15 protein-coding genes and 1 tRNA gene are annotated in these 20,108 nt (G+C 71.2%); 2 read left to right on the forward strand and 14 right to left on the reverse strand.

What is annotated here, in order from left to right; all coding sequences use genetic code 11:
* Nucleotides 1-195: 195 nt before the first annotated feature.
* On the forward strand, nucleotides 196-846 hold the full coding sequence (locus tag FM119_RS00090; protein ID WP_087135662.1) for a VOC family protein: 651 nt from the start codon (nucleotides 196-198) through the stop codon (nucleotides 844-846).
* Nucleotides 847-948: 102 nt separating this feature from the next.
* On the opposite strand, the gene FM119_RS00095 is transcribed toward FM119_RS00090, so the two are convergent.
* Nucleotides 949-1,036: transfer RNA gene (locus tag FM119_RS00095), tRNA-Ser, on the reverse strand.
* 175 nt (nucleotides 1,037-1,211) lie between these two features.
* On the opposite strand from FM119_RS00095, the gene radA reads away from it, so the two are divergent.
* Nucleotides 1,212-2,564 (forward strand): DNA repair protein RadA, encoded by a 1,353-nt coding sequence (gene radA, locus FM119_RS00100; protein ID WP_087135663.1) that lies wholly within the window; start codon nucleotides 1,212-1,214, stop codon nucleotides 2,562-2,564.
* A 97-nt stretch (nucleotides 2,565-2,661) separates the two neighbouring features.
* Here the strand turns inward: radA and FM119_RS00105 are convergent, their stop codons facing one another.
* The 13 genes from FM119_RS00105 to folK form a co-directional block, all read right to left on the reverse strand.
* Entirely contained in the window at nucleotides 2,662-3,048 is a 387-nt protein-coding gene (locus FM119_RS00105; RefSeq protein ID WP_087135664.1) for a dehydrogenase, read from the reverse strand.
* Between the two features lie 156 nt (nucleotides 3,049-3,204).
* Nucleotides 3,205-3,870 carry a hypothetical protein gene (locus FM119_RS00110; protein WP_143822578.1) on the reverse strand — a complete coding sequence of 222 codons (666 nt, stop codon included), beginning with the start codon at nucleotides 3,868-3,870 and terminating at the stop codon, nucleotides 3,205-3,207.
* Nucleotides 3,871-4,074: 204 nt separating this feature from the next.
* Nucleotides 4,075-8,718 (reverse strand): ExeM/NucH family extracellular endonuclease, encoded by a 4,644-nt coding sequence (locus FM119_RS00115; RefSeq protein WP_218778699.1) that lies wholly within the window; start codon nucleotides 8,716-8,718, stop codon nucleotides 4,075-4,077.
* A 242-nt stretch (nucleotides 8,719-8,960) separates the two neighbouring features.
* Nucleotides 8,961-9,479, reverse strand: coding sequence for an amino-acid N-acetyltransferase (locus FM119_RS00120; RefSeq protein ID WP_087135666.1), 519 nt, complete (start codon nucleotides 9,477-9,479; stop codon nucleotides 8,961-8,963).
* Nucleotides 9,480-9,632: 153 nt separating this feature from the next.
* On the reverse strand, nucleotides 9,633-12,161 hold the full coding sequence (locus tag FM119_RS00125) for an ATP-dependent Clp protease ATP-binding subunit (protein ID WP_087135667.1): 2,529 nt from the start codon (nucleotides 12,159-12,161) through the stop codon (nucleotides 9,633-9,635).
* A gap of 132 nt (nucleotides 12,162-12,293) precedes the next feature.
* Nucleotides 12,294-13,754 (reverse strand): cardiolipin synthase, encoded by a 1,461-nt coding sequence (gene cls, locus FM119_RS00130; protein ID WP_087135668.1) that lies wholly within the window; start codon nucleotides 13,752-13,754, stop codon nucleotides 12,294-12,296.
* 83 nt (nucleotides 13,755-13,837) lie between these two features.
* Nucleotides 13,838-14,014 carry a hypothetical protein gene (locus FM119_RS13755; protein ID WP_179205134.1) on the reverse strand — a complete coding sequence of 59 codons (177 nt, stop codon included), beginning with the start codon at nucleotides 14,012-14,014 and terminating at the stop codon, nucleotides 13,838-13,840.
* 18 nt (nucleotides 14,015-14,032) lie between these two features.
* Nucleotides 14,033-15,562, reverse strand: a complete 1,530-nt coding sequence (lysS, locus tag FM119_RS00135) for a lysine--tRNA ligase (RefSeq protein WP_087135669.1) — start codon at nucleotides 15,560-15,562, stop codon at nucleotides 14,033-14,035.
* 56 nt (nucleotides 15,563-15,618) lie between these two features.
* Entirely contained in the window at nucleotides 15,619-16,308 is a 690-nt protein-coding gene (locus tag FM119_RS00140) for a Rossmann-like and DUF2520 domain-containing protein (RefSeq protein ID WP_087135670.1), read from the reverse strand.
* Nucleotides 16,305-17,918 (reverse strand): PH domain-containing protein, encoded by a 1,614-nt coding sequence (locus FM119_RS00145; RefSeq protein ID WP_087135671.1) that lies wholly within the window; start codon nucleotides 17,916-17,918, stop codon nucleotides 16,305-16,307. Before FM119_RS00145 ends, FM119_RS00140 begins: the two co-directional genes overlap by 4 nt.
* A complete protein-coding gene (locus FM119_RS14070) occupies nucleotides 17,915-19,057 on the reverse strand; it encodes a PH domain-containing protein (protein WP_245827145.1) in 1,143 nt (380 codons plus the stop codon). The genes FM119_RS00145 and FM119_RS14070 overlap by 4 nt, the downstream gene beginning before the upstream one ends.
* Nucleotides 19,026-19,502 (reverse strand): DUF3180 family protein, encoded by a 477-nt coding sequence (locus tag FM119_RS00155; RefSeq protein WP_087135672.1) that lies wholly within the window; start codon nucleotides 19,500-19,502, stop codon nucleotides 19,026-19,028. The genes FM119_RS14070 and FM119_RS00155 overlap by 32 nt, the downstream gene beginning before the upstream one ends.
* The gene (gene folK, locus FM119_RS00160) at nucleotides 19,499-20,107 is read right to left on the reverse strand and encodes a 2-amino-4-hydroxy-6-hydroxymethyldihydropteridine diphosphokinase (protein WP_218778700.1); all 609 of its coding nucleotides are present in this window, start codon (nucleotides 20,105-20,107) and stop codon (nucleotides 19,499-19,501) included. The genes FM119_RS00155 and folK overlap by 4 nt, the downstream gene beginning before the upstream one ends.
* Between the last annotated feature and the right edge of the window lies 1 nt (nucleotide 20,108).

Consider the following 20,108-nt stretch of genomic DNA (forward strand, 5'->3'; position numbering starts at 1 on the left):
CGCACCCAACCCCACCACCAAACCCCACCACCACCCGGGCGTGTCACACACACCGCGCAGCACACCGACGCCCCCAGAACCCGTTTCTTCCAAGGAGAAGATGACCCCCCACGACGCCGCCACTCGCACTGACGACCCTCCGGTTCTACGGTCGGTGCGACGGCCGTCCGGTCAGCACACGATGAAGGGATCACCATGGCAGCTCAGGCAGTACCCGCGACTCTCGACCACCTCGTCGTGGCCGGCCCGTCCCTTGCAGAGCTCACCGACCACGTCCACCGTTCGACAGGGGTCCTCGCGCAGGCGGGAGGCTCGCACCCGGGAGGAACCGCGAACCGGCTGATTGCGCTCACCGTCGATGGTGCGCGGCGGGGACACTACCTGGAACTGATCGGGCCAGATCCCGACGGTTCCCTAGCCGTCGGTGACGTGACGACGTTCGGCATCCGGACGCTCGACCATCCTCGGCTGGCAGCCTGGGCGGTGCACCCGGACGACATCGCAGCCGCATCGGAGCGAGCGTTCGCGCTGGGGCACGCCACCGGGCCCGTCGAGGCGCTGTCCCGGCACCGGCCCGACGGCGTGCTGCTCGAATGGCTACTGACGAGGGGCGGCGCGGATGCGCCGACGATCCCGTTCCTGATCGATTGGGGGCCCACGCCCCACCCGTCAGTGGACACCGAGCCGGAGCTCGAGCTGGCGTCCATCGTCGTCAGCCATCCCGAGCCGCTGTGGGCGGAATCGGTTCTCGACGCGCTCGGCGTGCACGACGTCACCGTGTCCCCCGGGCCGGCCGCTGTGCGCGCCGAGCTCGTCGGCCCAGCCGGTCGTGTCGTCGTGTCCTGACCGGACGTCCCGGACCGAGAATCGGCATCCCGGCGACAGCGAGCACCGCGGCGACGTGACGAAGGCCCCGTCGATGATCATCGACGGGGCCTTCGTTCTGAGCGGTGACGGTGGGATTTGAACCCACGGTAGGGGGTTACCCTACACAACTTTTCGAGAGTTGCACCTTCGGCCGCTCGGACACGTCACCGGGTTCGAGTGTAAGGCACGGCCGGGGCGATCCGCCAATCGGCATGTCGGACGGGCGATGCTCTCGGCACCGGACGGGCGAGGCCTTCCGCATCACCGTGCGGCGCCGTTCCGACGCAGGCTCGCCCGCGTCTCCCCTCGGCGCTGTGTCGGTGGTCGGCGATAGCGTTGCGCCCATGGCGAAGACGATGACCGGCTACCAGTGCAGCGAGTGCGGGTGGCGCACCACCAAGTGGGTGGGGCGCTGCGGCGAGTGCCAGCAGTGGGGCACGGTCACCGAGCTCGGGGCGGTCCGCGCGCCGACGACCGCCGCCTCCCCCGTGCCCCCTGACCGGAGAGCGCAACCGATCACCACCCTGCAGCCCGAGCGCAGCGGGCACAGGGCGATCGGCATCGGCGAGTTCGACCGGGTTCTCGGCGGGGGCATCGTCCCCGGGGCGGCCGTTCTGCTGTCGGGCGAACCCGGCGTCGGGAAGTCCACGCTGCTGCTCGACGTCGCCGCCCGCGTGGCGGGGCAGGGGGCGACCGTGCTGTACATCAGCGGTGAAGAGTCGAGCAACCAGATCCGGCTGAGGGCGTCGCGAACACAAACTCTGCACGAGTCGCTGCTGCTCGCGAGCGAGACCGACCTCGGCACCGTCCTCGGCCACATCGATCAGGTGTCCCCGTCCCTGCTGATCGTCGACTCGGTGCAGACCATCGCCAGCGCGGCGCTCGACGGGCAACCGGGCCAGCCGGCGCAGGTGCGGGAGGTCGCCGGAGCGCTCGTGCGCATCGCGAAGGAGCGTGACATGCCGACGATCATCGTCGGTCATGTGACGAAGGACGGCTCCGTCGCCGGGCCGCGGATCCTCGAGCACCTCGTCGACGTGGTGTGCCACTTCGAGGGCGACAGGGACACCTCCCTCCGGTTCATCCGCGCGCTGAAGAACCGTTTCGGCCCGACGGACGAGGTCGGCTGCTTCGAGATGACCGCGGAGGGCATCAGCGAGGTGGCGGACCCGAGCGGGCTGTTCCTCAGCAGGGGTGCAGCCGTGTCGGGGACCTGCGTGACGCTCGCGGCGGAGGGCCGCCGGCTCCTGCCCGTCGAGATCCAGGCGCTGGTGACCAACAGCTCGGCGCCGAACCCCCGCCGCGTCACGAACGGGGTCGACTCGGCCAGGGTCGCGATGCTCATCGCCGTGCTCGAGCGACGGGTGGGCATCCCCCTCACCGACAAGGACGTCTACGTGTCGACCGTCGGCGGGGTCAGACTCACGGAACCCGCCGCGGACCTGGCCATCGCCGTGGCGATCGCCAGCGCGGCCCGCGACGTGCCGATCCCCCACGAGATGATCGCCTTCGGCGAGATCAGCCTCGCCGGCGAGATCCGTCCCGTCACCGCGGGCAAGCAACGCCGCGCGGAGTCGGGCCGGCTCGGCTACACCCGGCACGTCGACGATGACACTCCTCTGCTCCGCGACGCCGTCAGGGAGGCGCTATCCGCGGGAGAGAGCTCACGGGAGCGGGAGCTCAGCACAGCGTTCTGAGCACGGCTCGCCAGTAGCAGCACTGCTCGCCCGTGACGGCACCGCGGGCGACGGCGGCACGGGCAAGCCCGCCGCAGCGACGCCACGTCAGCCGGCGTTACAGGTCGAGGACCCGCATCAGCTCATCCGGCGTGGCCTGCACGGGGTGAGGGCCGGCGATGTCGAAGAACACCGTCGTCACCGAGCTGCCGTGCACACGAAGGAACTCGTGCAGCCAGGCGCCGTCGTGAAGGGCGACGGTCTGCGGCAGCTGCTCCGGCTTGTTCGCCGCATCGGAGAACAGCAGCAGCGCGACGTCGCCCGACTCAGGACTGCGGTAGGTCCACACCTCGTCGTAGCTGCCCCGCTTCGACACCGAACCCGGCATCACCGGAACGACGACCGATCCGTTGCGCAGCGCGAGTGCCACGGCGACCATATCCCCCGCGGCGAGCGCAGCAGCCAGCTGCTCCGAACGAAACTCCGGTTGACCCTTACGACCCATGGTCCCATTCAAGCATCCGCGGGCACCGATCACCGACCGGCCGGTTCGGATCGTCAGGGTGGGGCGGAGCACTCGGAGGAGCGCGCCCCTGCGGCACCCGACCCGCCGCTCAGCCGAGGAGGCGGCCCGTTGCAGCCACCCTCGCGATCCCGCCGCTCAGTCGAGGACGAAGTCCGTCGTCTCCGCGCTCTCGATCCCGCCGATCGACGTGGTCAGCCGATAGTCGGTTCCGCCCGCCTCCGCCGCCTCCCTCTCGCCGTCACAGCTGCCGGGGCTGGAGTGGATGCGCTCCCAGGTCACCGGTTCCGCCGACGCGACCGTCGCATCGGGTTCCAGGACGACCACGGCATCCGACGACTCTGTCTGGCAGTCGGTCGAGCGCCAGACCGTCTCCGACCCGCGGGTGATGATGAACTGCTGCTGACTCGTGCCGACGTTGAGCGTGCACGCGGCCGCGCCGGTGTTGGTCACCGACAGGGACAGCTCGGGCTTCGCCTCGGCGGCGTAGTCGTCGGCGTCCGTCGACGCCCCCACGCTGACGACCGACTCGTCGCAGGGCTGGGGATCGCCCTCCTCCGCCGGGGTGGCCGAGGTGGTCTCGCTCGGGGCGGAGGTCTCGGTGTCGGGCGCCGCAGACGCCGTCGGCGAGGGCGACGCCGTCACGGCAGGGCTGGCCGAGGTGTCCGTCGGACCGGCTCCCGCCCAGGGGCGCACGATCAGCAGGCCCACCACCGTCACGACCGCCGCCAGCAGCAGGAATGCGACGAGCCGACGCCTGCGGTAGACGGCTGGGCTCACTCGACCGGATCCGGGCATTGTCATGGCATCCAGCCTACGTGCGCGAGAGCCGCGGTCCGCGCGGACCGATGCCGGCCGCGTCTCCGTTCGGGCGGGGCGGAGACGACGCAGGGCCAACACGAGGCCGGGCGCGAGCGCCGAGCGAGGCGGCGGAACCGCTGCGACCCCGTGCGGACATGCCGAGGGGCCAGAACCCGCGGATTCCGGCCCCTCACTCACGCACCGCGTCTAGGCGGAGCGGCGACGCGAGATCATCATGCACGCTCCCGCGCCGAGCAGCAGGATGCTGATCGCCAGCAGCGACGCGACGTCCTGACCCGTGCTCGCCAGCGGCGCACCGGCCGAGCCGGAGCCCGCGGCCGAGCCGGACGAACCGGACGAGCCGGACGCGCCGTCGGAGCCGGAGGCACCGTCCGAAACGGAACCACCGTCGGAACCGGAACCACCGTCGGAACCGGAACCACCGTCGGAGCCCGAGCCGCCGTCGGCCTCGACGACCGTGGTCGTCTGCCAGCCGATGACCTCGTCGTCCGCATTCTGCACGGCGAGACGGTGCTCGCCGAGCGGGGCGTCCGCCGGAACCGTCACGGTGATCTCACCGCTCGCCGGAACCCGCACCCACCCGTCGGTGAGGGCGATCGGCTCCGAGTGCAGCCAAGCCGACACCCAGGCGCCCGCGGTCTCCGCGCTGAGCGTCACGGTCGCGGACTCGCCGCGCACCAGCTCGTCCGGAACCTCGATGAGGCCCTCGAGCGACGGGGAGAGCTGCCCCTCGTCGGCCGGGACGGGCGCGGTGCCGGGAGCGCCGGGCTCCTCGCTGCCTCCGCTGACCGTGAGCGGGATGCTCACCACTGTGCCCGAGCCCTCGGCCGTCAGCACGAGCGTCTGCTCGCCGTCGGCCGTCGCGGGGACGGGGACGGTGATGGCCGTCGAGGTTCCCGTGACGGGCGTGCTCGCGACGTCCTCGCCCGCGATGCTCGCGGTCAGCGTGGTGCTGGCCGGGGCGTCCTTCGAGGTGAGGCTGAGGGCACCGACCGTGAGATCGATCGAGCTGCCCGCCTCGACCACGGCCTCGGGGATCCCGCTGACCGCCACCGATCGGCGGTCCGTCGCCGGGCTGACCGGCGAGTTCGCCCCCAGGTACTCGATCCAGCCGTCGCGGTCGACGAGCCCGGAGTCCCTCGTGTCCTTCCCGTCGGCGAGGACGCGGAAGTTGTCCCCGCCGCCGAGCAGGAAGCTGAACGACCCGACGCGGTACTCGCGGTCCAGCTCGATCGGCTCGCCGTCGACGGTCACCGAGGTGATCCGGTCGCCCTGGTCACGCGAGGCGTCGAAGGTGTAGCTCACGTTGTCGCTGAGCCCCAGCTGCAGGTAGGGACGCGAGGGGACGTTGCCGTCGGCGTCGAGCTGCCACTGCTGCTCCAGCGCGGTGACGAACTGCTCGCCCGTCAGCGTCGTCGTCCACAGGTTGTTGACGAACGGCAGGACGGCGTTCGCCTGCGCGTAGGTGATCGAGCCGTCGGCGCTGCGGATGAGGTCCGAGCGCATGCCGCCGGGGTTGACGATGCCGATCTCAGCGCCGCCCAGCTCGTCGCTGGCGAGGGTGTCGCGCAGCGAGTTGGCCACCAGCGTGCCGAGCGCCGACTCGCTGGCCCTGTCGTCACTCGTGCCGTCCTTGATGGCGCGGGTGATATCCGAGGTCTGCTCGCCGATCTTCTGGTTCCCGATGACGGCCGACTCGGCGAGCGCCTTCTCGACGATCGCGTTGACCGCGGCGACCGCGGGGTAGGTGGCGATCAGCTCGTCCGCCGCCGTCTTCAGGCGCGGGACGTTGACGGCGTCGTCGAGGGTGACGGTGCCGTCCGCGTCGACCGTGAGGGAGACGTGGCCGATGTACTCGCCGTAGCTGCCGGTCTGCAGGACGGGTCGCTCGCGCGTCGCGTCGCCGGGCACGGGGGCGGTCCAGGCGTACTGCTTGTGCGTGTGCCCGGTGAAGATCACGTCGACCTCGGGCGAGGTCTTGGTGACGATGTCGGCGAAGACGCCGCCCGCGGCGACCTCCTCCTCGAGCGTGGCGCCGTCGGGCGTGCCCGCGCCCGCGCCCTCGTGGTACTCGGCCACGATCACGTCGGCCTCGCCGTTGGACGGGTCACCGTCGCTCAGCTGAGCGGCGACGCGGTTCATGGCCTCGACGGGGTCGCCGAACTCCAGCCCGGCGATGCCGGCACCGGCGACGAGGGTCGGGGTCTCCTCCGTGACGACGCCGATCACGCCGACGGTGAGGCCGTCGGCCTCGACGAGCGCGTACTCGTCGAGTGCCGGCTCCGTCGTCCCCTCGGTGTAGACGTTCGCGCCCAGGTACGGGAAGGCGGCGTTGTCACCGTCGGCCATCACGCGATCGACGAGGTCGTCGTAGCCCTGGTCGAACTCGTGGTTGCCGACGGCGCTGGCTGCCAGCCCGAGCTCGTTGAGGACGTCGATGGTCGGCTGGTCCTTCAGCGACGAGGAGGCGAACAGGCTCGCCCCGATGTTGTCGCCCGCGGACAGCAGGACGGTCCCGTCGGGGTTCTGCGCCTTGAGCTGCTCGATGGTGCCGGCGAAGGCCACGGTGTTGGAGTCGATCCGACCGTGGAAGTCGTTGAGGTTCAGCAGGTCGATGCTCGCGCTGCCCTCCGCGGCCGCCGACGGGTCGAGGCCGACCAGGACGGGATCGTGGTCGCTGGAGCGGTACACGCCGGGCTCGTAGAGATCGGCGGCGTTGTAGTTGTAACGCGAGTACTCGAGGGCGATCGACTCGACCGAGTTGATGTTCCAGATGTCGGCGCCCGTGACCATCTCGAGGGCGGCGGGCGAGGCGAAAACGTGGTCGAGGGAGCCGACCGAGCCGCTGAACGCGTAGCTGTACTTGCCGGTGGCCGCCGACACGTTCGTGTAGTCCGCGTCCTCCAGCACGCTGAGCGGGTCCTCGGCGGCGTAGGAGTTGAAGTCGCCGACCAGCAGCACCGCGTCGGTCCCGACCTCGTCGCTGACGGTGTCGGCGAAGTCCACGAGCGCGGTCGCCTGACGGACGCGGTCCGCGGTGTAGGCGCCCTGTCCGCTATCGACGTTGTCCCCGGTGGCCCCGGTGGAGCCCTTCGACTTGAAGTGGTTGGCGATGACGACGAAGGCCTCGTCGTCGGACGCGCCGCGGACCTTGAAGCCCTGGGCGTTCGGCTCGCGGGCGTTGTCGAAGGCGGGCGAGCCGGTGAGGATGTGGCTCTCGCCGACCGTCTCGATGCTGTCCGAGCGGTAGATGAACGCGGTGCGGATGACGTCCTCGGACTCGGGCAGGACCTCGGGCGAGGCCACCGCGGTCCAGCGCGCCTGACCCGCCGCGGCGTTGAGGCGCTCGACGAGGGTGTCGAGCGCCGCGTCGCGATCGCGGCCGAAGACGGCGGAGTTCTCGATCTCCTCCAGCGAGACGACGTCGGCGTCGAGGGCGTTGATCGCGGCGACGATCTTCGCCTCCTGGCGCTCGAGGCTCTCGGCGGTGGCCGCGCCGCGGGCGTCACAGCCGGTGTTCACCGTGATCGGGGTGCCGGCACGGTCCGTGTAGAAGGTGCAGCCGCCGACCGCGTCGCCCGTCGTCGTGAAGTAGTTGAGCACGTTGAACGTGGCCACGGTCGCCGAGCCGCCGACCTCGGCGGGCACCGAGGTGCGGGTGTTCTCGAAGGTGACCGGCTGGACGGTGGCCGCGTTGTCGCCGGTGAGGCGGGTCAGCGGCTGGAAGGACCAGTTCGAGTAGCGGAAGTCGAGGATCACCGGCGAGGTGAAGCTCGCCTTCGCCCCCACCCTGACCGGGTCGGTCGTCGACAGGTACGGCAGCGGGACGGACTTCGCGGCCGTGTTGGTGGTGTAGTTCGCGGTCGCGCCGTCGTCGAGCAGCACCCGCTCGGCCGCCGCCCGCTCCGTCGCGGCGGTGTGCTCCGCGCTGCCGGGCAGGCCGAGGGCGGTCGGGTTCACGAGCGGCTCGTCACCGGTGACGAGGCCGATCTGGCCGAAGCTGTTGGCGTCGTAGACGTCGGTGACGGTCAGCGCCTCCGCCGGCTGCAGGAGCATGCCCTCGAGCCGCTCGCGCTCGGCGTCGGTCGCGGGGTAGCCCACGCGCGCGGGCAGGACGGGCTCGGCCTCGCCGTCGACGACGGTCAGGCCCGCAGCGCCCGAGACGGTGATCTGGGTGAGCTTGTTGTACTCGGAGGCGGTTCCGGTCACCTGGACGAGGTCGCCGACGGAGACCGTGGCGACGGTCGACGGCGAGTACACGAAGATCGCGTCGGAGGCGGCGTGGGTGCTCAGGTCGATGTCGCCCCCGGTGCCGGGGGTCTGGATGTAGTAGCCGTTGAAGCCGCCGTCGGGGTAGGCGGCGGTGACGACGCCCTCGGTCGTGACGGTCTGGCCCGCCAGGGGGGTCGTCTCGCCCGTGCCCTGGATCTCGGCGATCGGGGTGATGTCGGCGGCCGCGCGTGCGGCGGCGGCCGGCTCCTCGGCCCCGGCGTCCTCGGCCGGGTCCTGAGCGGAGGCGTCGACGTCGGCGCTCGGCGCGTCAGGGGTCGGCGCGTCAGGGGTCGGCGCATCGGGGGTCGGCGCATCGGGGGTCTCAGCCGCCGGCGACTCCTCCACAGCGGCGGGGGCGCTCTCGGCCTGCTGCTCGTCGGCCGTGGCCGCGTCGGGCGCGACAGACGAGTCGACGACCGCAGTGTCGGCGGCCTCCGGCGCGGGGGTCTCGGCGACGGACGGCGCGGCGGTCGCCGGCACGGCCGCGAGCGGCGCGGCCAGTACGCCGAGCGACGTCGCCAGCGCGAGCGCGCGCCAGCGGGGGGACGAGGGGGACATGGGACTCCTCTGCTGTGTGAACGGAGCACCCCAGCGCGCACGCAGTCGTCGCGGGCACGGGGACGCACGGTCAGGCTATGAAGGCAAAGGCACCGTTGCGTTTCGTCTTCGTGAACCCTGGGTGAAAGCTAACCCGTTCGGGGGCCACGCCCTGGCCGCACCCGCGCACGAGCAGAACCTCGCCGCAACCGCGCTCGCGTGAGCACGTGCGCGGCTGTCGTCACCCGACCGTCATGCCCCGTTCACCGGTCCCGGCCGTCCAGCCACTTCAGCATGCGGGTGTTCCCGAGGGTGTTCGGCTTCACCCTCGCCAGGTCGAGGAACTCGGCGACGCCCTCGTCGGAGGAACGCACGATCTCGTGGTAGACGTGCGGCTCGAGCGGGTCCTCTCCCATCGGGGCGAAACCGTGCCGTCCGAAGAACGCCGTCTCGAAGGTCAGGCAGAACAGCCGGCGCAGCCCGAGGGCGACGGCGTCCACCTCCAGCCGTTCGACGAGCGCACTGCCGATGCCGCGTCCGAGCTGGTCCTCGGCGACGGCGAGCGTGCGCACCTCGCCGAGGTCCTCCCAGATGACGTGCAGAGCGCCGCAGCCGACCAGCCGCCCGTCGGCGTCCACCGCGACGCGGAACTCCTGCACCGCCTCGTAGAAGACGACCCGATCCTTGCCGAGGAGGATCCGCCGGTCCACCAGCGGCTGGATCAGCCTCTCGATCTCGATGACGTCGGTGGTGCGAGCGGGTCGGATCGTGAAGCCGGTCATGCGCTCAACACTAGACCCGGGCGCGGGCGCGGCCGGGCCGGGACCGGGGCCCACCCCGGCCGCGCCGGGGCCGCACCACGCCGGCAGGCGGAATCCGGCCGGACACGACGAAGCGGCCAGGGGAACACCCCTGGCCGCTCGTGGTCGGTCGCGCTAGTCGCCGTTGGCGGCGAGGTCCGGCGTCGCCAGTCCCGCACCGATGGCCGCCTGAGCGTTGATCGCCGCGGTGGCCGACTCGGGCCGTGTGCGCGTGGCGAAGGTGAACTCGCCGTTCACCACGTCGACGTCCACGTGGTCGCCGGGGTTCAGCTCGCCGTTGAGGATCCGCTCGCTGAGCTGGTCCTCGACGCGCTGCTGGATGGCCCTGCGCAGCGGGCGTGCGCCGAGCGCCGGGTCGAAGCCGACGTCGATGAGCCGCTCCTTCGCCGCGGGCGACACGTCGATCGTCATGTCGCGGTCGAGCAGCCGGTCGCCCAGCCGCTTGACGAACAGGTCGACGATCTGCAGCAGCTCCGGCTTGGACAGCTGCGGGAACACGATCGTGTCGTCGACGCGGTTGAGGAACTCGGGCTTGAAGTGACGCTTCAGCTCCTCGTTCACCTTGCCGCGCATGATGTCGTAGCTCGTGCCCGCGTTGCCCTCCACCTGGAAGCCGACGGGACCCCCGGCGATGCCCTTCGAGCCGAGGTTCGTCGTCATGATGATGACCGTGTTCTTGAAGTCCACGACGCGACCCTGGCCGTCGGTGAGACGACCCTCCTCCAGGATCTGGAGCAGCGAGTTGAAGATGTCGGGGTGGGCCTTCTCGATCTCGTCGAACAGGACGACGCTGAACGGCTTGCGACGAACCTTCTCCGTCAGCTGGCCGCCCTCCTCGAAGCCGACGAAGCCGGGAGGGGCTCCGAACAGCCGGGACACCGTGTGCTTCTCGCCGTACTCGCTCATGTCGAGCGAGATCATGGCGTCCTCGTCGTCGAACAGGAACTCGGCGAGCGCCTTGGCCAGCTCGGTCTTTCCGACGCCGGTCGGGCCGGCGAAGATGAACGAGCCGCTGGGGCGCTTCGGGTCCTTCAGCCCCGCACGGGTGCGGCGGATGGTGCGGGCGAGGGCGTTGATCGCCTCGTCCTGGCCGATGACCCGCTGGTGCAGGGCCTTCTCCATGAACACCAGCCGGGCGGACTCCTCCTCCGTCAGCTTGAACACGGGGATGCCGGTCGCCTGGGCAAGCACCTCGGCGATGAGTCCCTCGTCGACCGTCGCAGTCGCCTGGACCTCGCCGGAGCGCCACTTCTTCTCCAGCCGCAGCCGCTCGCCGAGCAGGTTCTTCTCCTCGTCGCGCAGGCTCGCGGCCTTCTCGAAGTCCTGCCCCTCGATGGCGGCCTCCTTCGACTCGCGAACGCCGGCGATCTTCTCGTCGAACTCGCGCAGCTCGGGCGGGCTGGACAGGATCGACAGCCGCAGGCGGGCACCCGCCTCGTCGATCAGGTCGATCGCCTTGTCGGGCAGGTAGCGGTCGGAGACGTAGCGGTCGGCCAGGTTGGCCGCGGCCACGAGGGCACCGTCCGTGATCGACACCTTGTGGTGCGCCTCGTAGCGGTCGCGCAGGCCCTTGAGGATGTTGATCGTGTGCGGCAGGCTCGGCTCGTTCACCATGACCTGCTGGAAGCGCCGCTCCAGGGCGGCGTCCTTCTCGAAGTGCTTGCGGTACTCGTCGAGCGTGGTCGCGCCGATGGTCTGAAGCTCGCCGCGGGCCAGCAGCGGCTTGAGGATGTTCGCGGCGTCGATGGCGCCCTCCGCGGCACCAGCACCCACCAGCGTGTGGATCTCATCGATGAAGATGATGATGTCGCCGCGGGTGCGGATCTCCTTGGTGACCTTCTTCAGCCGCTCCTCGAAGTCACCGCGGTAGCGGGATCCGGCGATGAGCGAGCCGAGGTCGAGCGCGTAGACCTGCTTGTCCTTCAGCGTCTCGGGCACCTCGCCCTTGACGATGGCCTGGGCCAGCCCCTCCACGACGGCCGTCTTGCCGACGCCGGGCTCGCCGATGAGGACGGGGTTGTTCTTGGACCGGCGGGAGAGGATCTGCATGACCCGCTCGATCTCCTTCTCGCGTCCGATGACCGGGTCGAGCTTGTTGTCCCTCGCGGACTGCGTGAGGTTCTTGCCGAACTGGTCGAGGATCTGCGAGCCGCCCTGCGCCTGCTGCTCGGGGGCACCGGCGCCGACCGGCGTCTGCTCCTTGCCCTGGTAGCCGGAGAGCAGCTGGATCACCTGCTGGCGGACGCGGTTGAGGTCGGCCCCCAGCTTGACCAGCACCTGGGCGGCGACGCCCTCGCCCTCACGGATGAGGCCGAGCAGGATGTGCTCCGTGCCGATGTAGTTGTGGCCGAGCTGCAGCGCCTCGCGCAGGCTCAGCTCGAGGACCTTCTTGGCCCTCGGGGTGAAGGGGATGTGGCCGGTCGGCTGCTGCTGGCCCTGGCCGATGATGTCCTGGACCTGCTCGCGCACGGCGTCGAGGGAGATCCCCAGCGACTCCAGCGCCTTCGCGGCGACGCCCTCACCCTCGTGGATGAGGCCGAGCAGGATGTGCTCGGTGCCGATGTAGTTGTGGTTGAGCATCTTGGCCTCTTCTTGCGCCAAGACGACAACCCGACGGGCTCGGTCCGTGAATCTCTCGAACATTGTCACTCCTTCGGCGCCCGGGCGGAGGTGGACGCCTTCATGGAAAGAGTAACGAGCAGGCGGGGCGAATAGTCCGCTGTTCGCCGTGGGCGTGACCTGCCGCGACGCCCGGCCGCGCGGGCGGGAACGGCGCTACTGCAGGGCGCTGGTGAGGCGGGCCAGGTTGTCCAGCACGGTCGAGCGCAGCGGCTGCGTCAGCCACTCGTCGAGGGTGAGCTCCTTGCTCATCGCCCGGTAGCGGTCCTCGACGGCGCGCATCTCGCTCACGAAGCTCGCACCGCGCACCATCATCGAGATCTCCTGGTTGAGGCCGAAGGAGCGCATGTCCATGTTGCTCGACCCCACGACGGCGACGTCGTCGTCGATGGAGAAGCACTTCGAGTGCAGGATGTACGGCGCGGGGTACAGGTAGATGCGCACGCCGGCCCGCAGCAGCTCCTCGTAGTAGGAGCGCTGGGCGTGCCAGACCATGGCCTGGTCGCCGATCTCCGAGACGAACAGGTCCACGGCGACGCCGCGCTGCACGGCGGAGGTGACCGCATACATGAGCGACTCGTCCGGCACGAAGTAGGGGCTCGTGATGACGATGCGGCGCTGCGCGGCATAGAGCAGAGCGAGGAACAGCCTCAGGTTGTTCTCGGCGTTGTAGCCGGGCCCGCTCGGCACGATCTGGCAGTCGAGGGAGCCCTGGCCGGTGGCGCTGGCCTCGATGCCGAGCTCGTCGTCGAGCACCTGCTCGGTCTCGGCGTACCAGTCGGCGAGGAACACGGCGTTGAGGGCGCCGACGGCCGGCCCCTCGACCACGGCGACGAGCTCCTCCCACTGCAGCCCGCGTCGGATGTTGGCCTTCTTGTTGTAGGAGCGGTCCAGGACGTTCTGGGAGCCGATGACGGCGGTCCTGCCGTCGACGACGAGGATCTTGCGGTGGTTTCGCAGGTCCGGGCGCTGGAACTTGCCCTGCAGCGGCTGCAGCGGGAGCATGAGCTTCCAGTCCGCACCCATGCTCGTGAGCCGGTCCCTGGTGTGGCGGTAGTTGGGCCTGATCAGGTTCGCCCAGTGGTCGAGCAGCACGTGCACGGCGACGCCGCGGGCGCAGGCCCGCTCGAGGGCGTCGAAGAACGGGGCCGTCGTCTGGTCGCACTGAAGGATGTAGAACTCGACGTGCACGAAGTCGACCGCCTGGTCGATCGCCTCGGCCATCTGGTCGAGGGAGGCCTGGTAGTCGGACACGAGCCGGACCGCGTTCCCCGCCTGCAGCGGCATCGCGGAGAGCGTCCGGTTGAGCCGCACCGCCCCCTTGAACCACTCGGGCGCGTCACCGCCCTCCGTTTCGCTCGCGAGCTCCTTCGTCGTCTCCCTGATGTAGTCATCGATGTCCTCCTGCATGCGGCGGCGCTTGCGCGGGAGCTTCGGGTTGCCGATGAGCAGGAACACGAATATCCCCGCGAAGGGGATGAGGAAGATCGCCAGCAGCCAGGCCATCCCGGCCGTCGGCTTGCGGTTGCGGGGCACGACGATGATCGCCAGGACGCGGATGGTGAGGTCGATCACGAGCACGACGACACCGAGCCAGCCGCCGATGTTGAGGAACATGTGTGCCTTCTCGCCGTGAACGGGTGTTCGGACCAGGCTATCGGAGCGGTACCCGTCGGGCCATCGCCCCGGCGCCGCGCAGTCTAGCGGCGGGAGGCGTCGTCGTTCCCTGCCGCGTCCTGCTCACGCAGGATCTCGTCGTAGGCCTGACGCTCCTTCGAGTCGGAGCGGATGATGACGCGCATGATGTACCAGAAGAGCAGGCCGACCAGCACCGTGGGCGCCAGCGACCAGAGCGCCTGCTGCCAGAATTCGTCCATGAGCCCAGAGTACCCGCGCTACTTGACCAGCGGGAACAGGATGGTCTCGCGCACGCCGAGCCCGGTCAGCGCCATCATCAGCCGGTCGATCCCCATGCCCATGCCGCCCGACGGTGGCATGCCGTGCTCGAGCGCACGGAGGAACTCCTCGTCGACCCGCATCGCCTCGTCGTCGCCGGCGGAGGCCAGGCGCGCCTGCGCGACGAAGCGCTCACGCTGGATGACCGGGTCGACCAGCTCCGAGTACGCCGTCGCGAGCTCGAAGCCGCGGACATAGAGGTCCCACTTCTCGACGACGCCGGGGATGCTGCGGTGGTCGCGCGTGAGCGGCGAGGTGTCGACGGGGAAGTCCATCACGAAGGTCGGCCGGGTGAGCGAGTCGATGACGAGGTGCTCCCACAGCTCCTCCACGTACTTGCCGTGCGTGGGGTGCGTCACCTGGATGCCCTCGGCCTCGGCGATGACGGCCAGCTCCTCCGCCGGGGTCTGCGGCGTGATGACGGCGGGCGCGGAGCGCCCGGCCGCCGCCTCGCGAGCGGCACGCGCCTCATTCAGCGAGTCGTACATGCTGATGCGGTCCCACTCGCCGCCGAAGTCGTACTCCGTGCCGTCGACGAGGGTGACGACGTGCGAGCCGGCGACCGCGAGCGCGGCGTTCTGGATGAGCTCCTGGGTGAGGTCCGCCATCTGCCGGTAGTCGCCGTAGGCCTGGTAGGCCTCGACCATCGCGAACTCGGGGCTGTGCGTGGAGTCGGCGCCCTCGTTGCGGAAGTTGCGGTTGATCTCGAACACCCGGTCGATGCCGCCGACGACGGCGCGCTTGAGGTACAGCTCCGGTGCGATGCGCAGGTAGAGCTCGGTGTCGAAGGCGTTCGAGTGGGTCACGAACGGCCGGGCCGCGGCCCCGCCGTGCTGCACCTGGAGCATGGGCGTCTCGACCTCGAGGTAGTCGTGCCCGGCGAAGGTTCCGCGCAGGCTCGCCATCACGGCGGCCCGGGCCCTGACGTTCTCCCTCGCCTGCTCGCGCACGATGAGGTCGAGGTAGCGCTGACGGACGCGGCTCTCCTCGCTGAGCTCGTTGTGCAGGGTCGGCAGCGGCAGCAGCGACTTCGCGGCGATCGACCACTCCGCGACCATCACGGACAGCTCGCCGCGGCGGCTCGCGACGATCTCGCCGCTGACGAAGACGTGGTCGCCGAGGTCGACGAGCTCCTTCCAGCGCTGCAGCGACTCCTCGCCGACGGCGGCGAGCGAGACCATGGCCTGGATCCGGGACCCGTCCCCGGACTGCAGGGAGGCGAAGCAGAGCTTGCCCGTGTTGCGCTGGAACACCACGCGGCCGGCCAGGCCGACGACGACGCCGGACTCCTCGCCCGGCTCCAGCCCGGTGAACTCCTCGCGCACCGACGGGATCGTCCTGGTGACGGGAACGGCGACGGGGTAGGCCCCGCCCGCCGCGTCGGCAGCCTCGGCGATGAGGCGTTCGCGCTTGGCCAGGCGGACGGCCTTCTGCTCGCTGGTGTCGTCGTCGTAGGGGGTGTCGCTCATGTGGGCTGCGGCTCCTTGGTGGCTGAAGCCCCCAGTCTACCGATCGCCCCGGGGTCTCAGCCCACCGGCGGGATGCGACGGAGCGCGTTGTCGACGCTGGAGTGCACGAGCGAGGCGAGGAACGGCCCCGGCTCGGCCACGCCGATGCCCGACAGCAGGGCGCTGGACTGCCCGACGATGGAGCGGGAGAACTCCGTCGCCGTCGCGATCGCCTCGGCGTAGGCGGGGCGATCGCCCTCGGCGATCACGACCGGCTCGGCCCCCATCTCCACCGCGAGCGCCTGCGCGATCGGCAGCACGGGCGCCGGGGCGGTCACGGCCGCGTAGCTCCCGGCGAGGCGGGACAGGTCCAGGCTCGTGCCGGTGAACTCCATCGCCGGGTGGATCGCGAGGGGGATGGCGCCGGACGCCGCGGCCGGCGCGAGCACGGCGGTGCCGTGGTCGGGCGAGGTGTGCAGCACCAGCTGCCCCTGGACCCACACGCCCACGTCCGCGAGGCCCGTGACGAGGCCTGTCAGCTGGTCGCCGGGGATGGCGAGGACGACGAGCTCGCTCCGCCTCACCACCTCGGGGATGTCGAGCACGGGAACGTCGGGCAGCAGCGTCGCGGCGCGCTCACGCCCCTCGTCCGACACGGTCGCGATGCCGGTGACCGCGTGCCCCACGCCGGCGAGCGCGAGCGCGACCACCGGCCCGACCCTGCCCGCACCGATGACACCGACGCCGAGACGGCCGGAGGCGCTCACGCGCTCCCTCTCCCCTCGGCGTCCCAGCGCTCCCCCGCGTCGGAGCGCATCTGCCCGACGACGCGGCCGATCGCCGTGAACAGCAGCGCCTCGGCGGTGCGGACGTCGATCTGCGGCATCGTCGCCGACACCGGACCGGGCACCGTGTGCAGCGTCGCCGCCGCGACACGGAACAGCCGGGCCACCGGCCCCTGCGTCAGCTGCAGTGACTGCACCCGCACCAGCGGGACGATGACGAGCCTGCGCCACATCACTCCGCGACGGGAGACCACCGCTCCGTCGGCGATGGCCAGGCCGGTGCGACGCCAGGCGAACGGCGACAGCCAGCGCGCCCGCCGCGGGCTCATGGTGAGCCCCTGCCCCGCAGGGTCGGCGATCAGCTCGGGCAGGACTCCGGCGGCGCGGCGTCCGTGGCCCTCGCGCAGCAACAGGAGCAGGACAGCCTCGGCGTCCTCCAGTCGTCCGACGGGCAGCACGTTGACGCTCGCCTTCATCTGGTCCTCGAGGCTGACGCCCGCCTTGGTGACCCGCACGGTCCACCAGCCGAAGGGGCGCCACAGCAGCGGCTGCAGCACCTCGACGGCGTGGATGCGACCGGGGGCGACCGTCTCGGACACCGTCGACAGCAGCCCGGAGGCGACGCGTACGCCGGAGGGCGTCTGCGCGATCGAGTATTTGAGGGAGCGCGTGATCGTCCCCCAGTAGTAGCTGCCGAAGCCGATCGCGGCGGGGATCAGCGAGAACAGCGCCCAGCTGGAGCCGACGATCGCGATGACGATGAAGGCGGCGACGAGCAGGATCGCGAAGACGGTCGTCCAGCCGACCAGGGTGGAGCCGATGACGCGGCCCGTCGGCACCCGCACGGCGGTGCGCCAGTCGGCGACGCCGGAGTCGGCCTCGCGGGAGAGCAGGTCCTCGACGCGCGCGTGCACCGCCTGGCCGAGGCCGCCGCGGCCCTCGGCGGCGGCGCCGTCAGCCGCGCCGGAGAGGGAGCGGCCGGAGGCCAGGGTGAGGATGTCGGACCTCAGGCTGTCGGCCTCGGCGCTGCGCAGGTATTCGAGCGAGACCTTGCCGTCCTGGCCCGCGACCGAGACGTCGAGCTTGGCGGCCCCGAACAGCCGCGGGATGAACGGCCGGTTGATCTCGACGCCCTGGATGCGGTCGAGCTTCGCCTGCCGGTGCGTGCGGAACACGATGCCGCGGCGCAGCTCGACGGAGTCCCCCGTCACCCGGTAGCTGTTCATCCGCCAGGACAGGTACGAGTAGCCGACGATGAGCAGGACCACACCGAACACGACGAGCGCGGCGACGCCGAGCAGTCCCTCGGCGAGGATGAAGTCGACCGGGTCGCCGCTGGTGTTCTCACCCGGCCCGACGAAGATCGAGATGAACCGTTCACGCAGATTGGCGATCACGAAGCCGATGATGGCGAGGAAGAAGATCCCGCCGCGCAGGAACGGGGTGGCGGGGTGGACGCGGTGCCACTCCCCGTCGGCCAGGGTCGTCGGGGCCGTGGCGGACGGCGCTGCCGAGTCGGCCGCCGTCGCGTGCCCTGCTGCCGTGTCGACGGGCTCTGCTTCCGGCTCGTTCCGGCTGGCGTCGTCGCTCACAGCCCGCTCCTGCGCGACTCCGCGACGGCCACCAGGTGATCGCGCAGCTCGACGGCCTGAGCCTCCGGCAGGCCGGGGATGGTGATGTCGCTTCCCGACGAGGCGGTGACGAACTTGAGCTCGGACAGCCCGAACATCCGCGCGATCGGCCCGCGGTTGATGTCGACCAGCTGCATGCGACCGTAGGGGACGGCAACGATGCGCTGCCACATGATGCCCTTGCGGAAGATGAGGTCGTCCTCGCGCAGCAGGTAGCGGATGGAGCGCACCCGCCGCGGGGTGATCGCGAGCTCGAGGAGTGAGAGGGCCGCGAGCGCCCCGCCGATCCAGCCGACGATGACGGGCGACCAGTCGAAGAGCAGGATGACGCCGATGGAGGCGCCGACGATGACGAGCAGGGCGATGGCCGAGCCGATCATCTCCGACACGATGTAGCGGGGTGAGACGCCGACCCAGCCCTCGCCGGCGACGGTCAGCCGCCCCGGGCTCACGGGGGCGTCGTCGACCGGCGCGGGGGCGGGCTTCTCGCCGCCGGCCGCGGTCGCGTCGAGCCCCGGTGCGGCGGTGTCGCCGTCCTGCGCCTCGGCGGGGTTCGGCGTCGAGATCGGGTCGACGACGAAGGGCTCGGCGGGGGCCGTATCGGGGGCGGGCGCCGCCTCAACGTCGGCGGCCGCCTCAGCCGCGGGGGCGGCATCGGGGACGGACACCGCGTCAGGAGCAGGTGCCACGTCAGGCGCAGTGGCGTCAGCGGCGCCCTCGGTGGCGCCGTCGCTCGCGGTCACAGTGTCCTCGCTCTCCGCGGCGCTCGCGCGCTGCTCGTTCGCTGCACGGTCCTCCGCGGTCGCGGCTCCGTCCTCCCCCTGCGCGCCGTCAGCGACGACACTCGCCGCCGCATCGGCATCGGCATCGGCATCGGCATCGGCATCGGCATCGGCATCGGCATCGGCCGCACGGTCCTGCTCGGCGACCACGGCCGCCATGTCGAGCGCCTGCGTCTTCAGCGCGGCCGCACGCTCCCGCGCCTCGCGCCGCGTGAGAGGCGGGGCTGCCGCCTCCCCCTGCCCGTCGGAGCGGCCCGCGACCGCACCGTCGGGGGTCGGCGTGGGGTCAACTGGCTTCGGGGACTCCGGAGGGGTCATCGTCGTCATCATCTTTCGGCAGGGTGCACAGGGACTCGGCCACCACAGCGGAGGCCAGCAAGACGATGGCGGCTGCGAGCGCCCCCACCGCGAGCCATACCGAGCCTACCGCCGGGAGCACCGTTCTCAGCAGCATGTAGGCCACGACACCCGCCGACGCACCGGTCAGCAGGGCCGCCGCGTGCGCCGAGGCGACGGCCAGCAGGGCAACCCGGGCGGCACGCAGCGGCTCCACCCTGCGCCGCGACGCCCCGGTCACGGAGCGCCGGATGGGCACGGCGGCGATGAGCAGGACCGCGGCCACGGTGACGAGGGTGAGCGGGAGGGTCAGCGGCGGGACGAACATGGCGGCGCCGAGCTGCAGGAGCAGCCGCTCCCCCAGGTAGGCCAGCGCCGCCCCGACGAGGACGAGCACGGCGAGCGTTCCCGGTGCACTGCGCTTCATCGCTCCGCCCCCTCGGCACCGGTGGCGGCGTCCGCGCCGGCGCCGGCCGCGCCCGCCCCTGCACCGGCCGCGCCGTCGACGGCCACGGCCATGTCCGCGTCGGCCGCACCCGCGCGGAGGCCGGCAAGCAGCGCGTCGACCCTGCCCGCCCCCGGCAGCTCCGCATCCGGGTCGAGCAGGAGCCACGGCTCGAGCACGAAGTCGCGCTCCGCCGCGCGCGGGTGGGGCAGGACGAGACGGGCGTCGTCCCTGAGCACGCCGTCCATGGTGACGATGTCGATGTCGATGGTCCGGTCCCCCCACCGCCGATCCCTGACCCGGCCGAGCTCCGCCTCGACCCGGTGGGCGAGATCGAGCAGTGCGTCCGGGTCGAGCGTCGTCCGCGCGAGCGCGACGGCGTTGAGGTAGCGCGGGGCGGAGGGGTCGGGCCCGTCGACCGTGACCGCGACCGTCTCGACGACGGGCGACACGGCGACGACCTCGAGTCCCCCGGCCCGCGCGAGCGCCGCCACCGCCTCGTCGAGGGTCGCGCGGCGGCTGCCGAGGTTGCTGCCGAGGGCGAGGACGACGTCGACCGCGCCAGAGGAGCCCAGCGGGCTGGACACG

It is taken from the genome of Mycetocola reblochoni REB411 (assembly GCF_900163835.1).
Classification (GTDB): domain Bacteria; phylum Actinomycetota; class Actinomycetes; order Actinomycetales; family Microbacteriaceae; genus Mycetocola_B; species Mycetocola_B reblochoni.

Bases quoted from the DNA above. Each gene is read 5' to 3' on its own strand.
- FM119_RS00090 (WP_087135662.1), top strand. From the start codon at position 196: ATGGCAGCTCAGGCAGTACCCGCGACTCTCGACCACCTCGTCGTGGCC.
- radA (WP_087135663.1), top strand. From the start codon at position 1,212: ATGGCGAAGACGATGACCGGCTACCAGTGCAGCGAGTGCGGGTGGCGC.
- FM119_RS00105 (WP_087135664.1), bottom strand. From the start codon at position 3,048: ATGGGTCGTAAGGGTCAACCGGAGTTTCGTTCGGAGCAGCTGGCTGCT.
- FM119_RS00110 (WP_143822578.1), bottom strand. From the start codon at position 3,870: ATGACAATGCCCGGATCCGGTCGAGTGAGCCCAGCCGTCTACCGCAGG.
- FM119_RS00115 (WP_218778699.1), bottom strand. From the start codon at position 8,718: ATGTCCCCCTCGTCCCCCCGCTGGCGCGCGCTCGCGCTGGCGACGTCG.
- FM119_RS00120 (WP_087135666.1), bottom strand. From the start codon at position 9,479: ATGACCGGCTTCACGATCCGACCCGCTCGCACCACCGACGTCATCGAG.
- FM119_RS00125 (WP_087135667.1), bottom strand. From the start codon at position 12,161: ATGTTCGAGAGATTCACGGACCGAGCCCGTCGGGTTGTCGTCTTGGCG.
- cls (WP_087135668.1), bottom strand. From the start codon at position 13,754: ATGTTCCTCAACATCGGCGGCTGGCTCGGTGTCGTCGTGCTCGTGATC.
- FM119_RS13755 (WP_179205134.1), bottom strand. From the start codon at position 14,014: ATGGACGAATTCTGGCAGCAGGCGCTCTGGTCGCTGGCGCCCACGGTG.
- lysS (WP_087135669.1), bottom strand. From the start codon at position 15,562: ATGAGCGACACCCCCTACGACGACGACACCAGCGAGCAGAAGGCCGTC.
- FM119_RS14070 (WP_245827145.1), bottom strand. From the start codon at position 19,057: ATGACCCCTCCGGAGTCCCCGAAGCCAGTTGACCCCACGCCGACCCCC.
- FM119_RS00155 (WP_087135672.1), bottom strand. From the start codon at position 19,502: ATGAAGCGCAGTGCACCGGGAACGCTCGCCGTGCTCGTCCTCGTCGGG.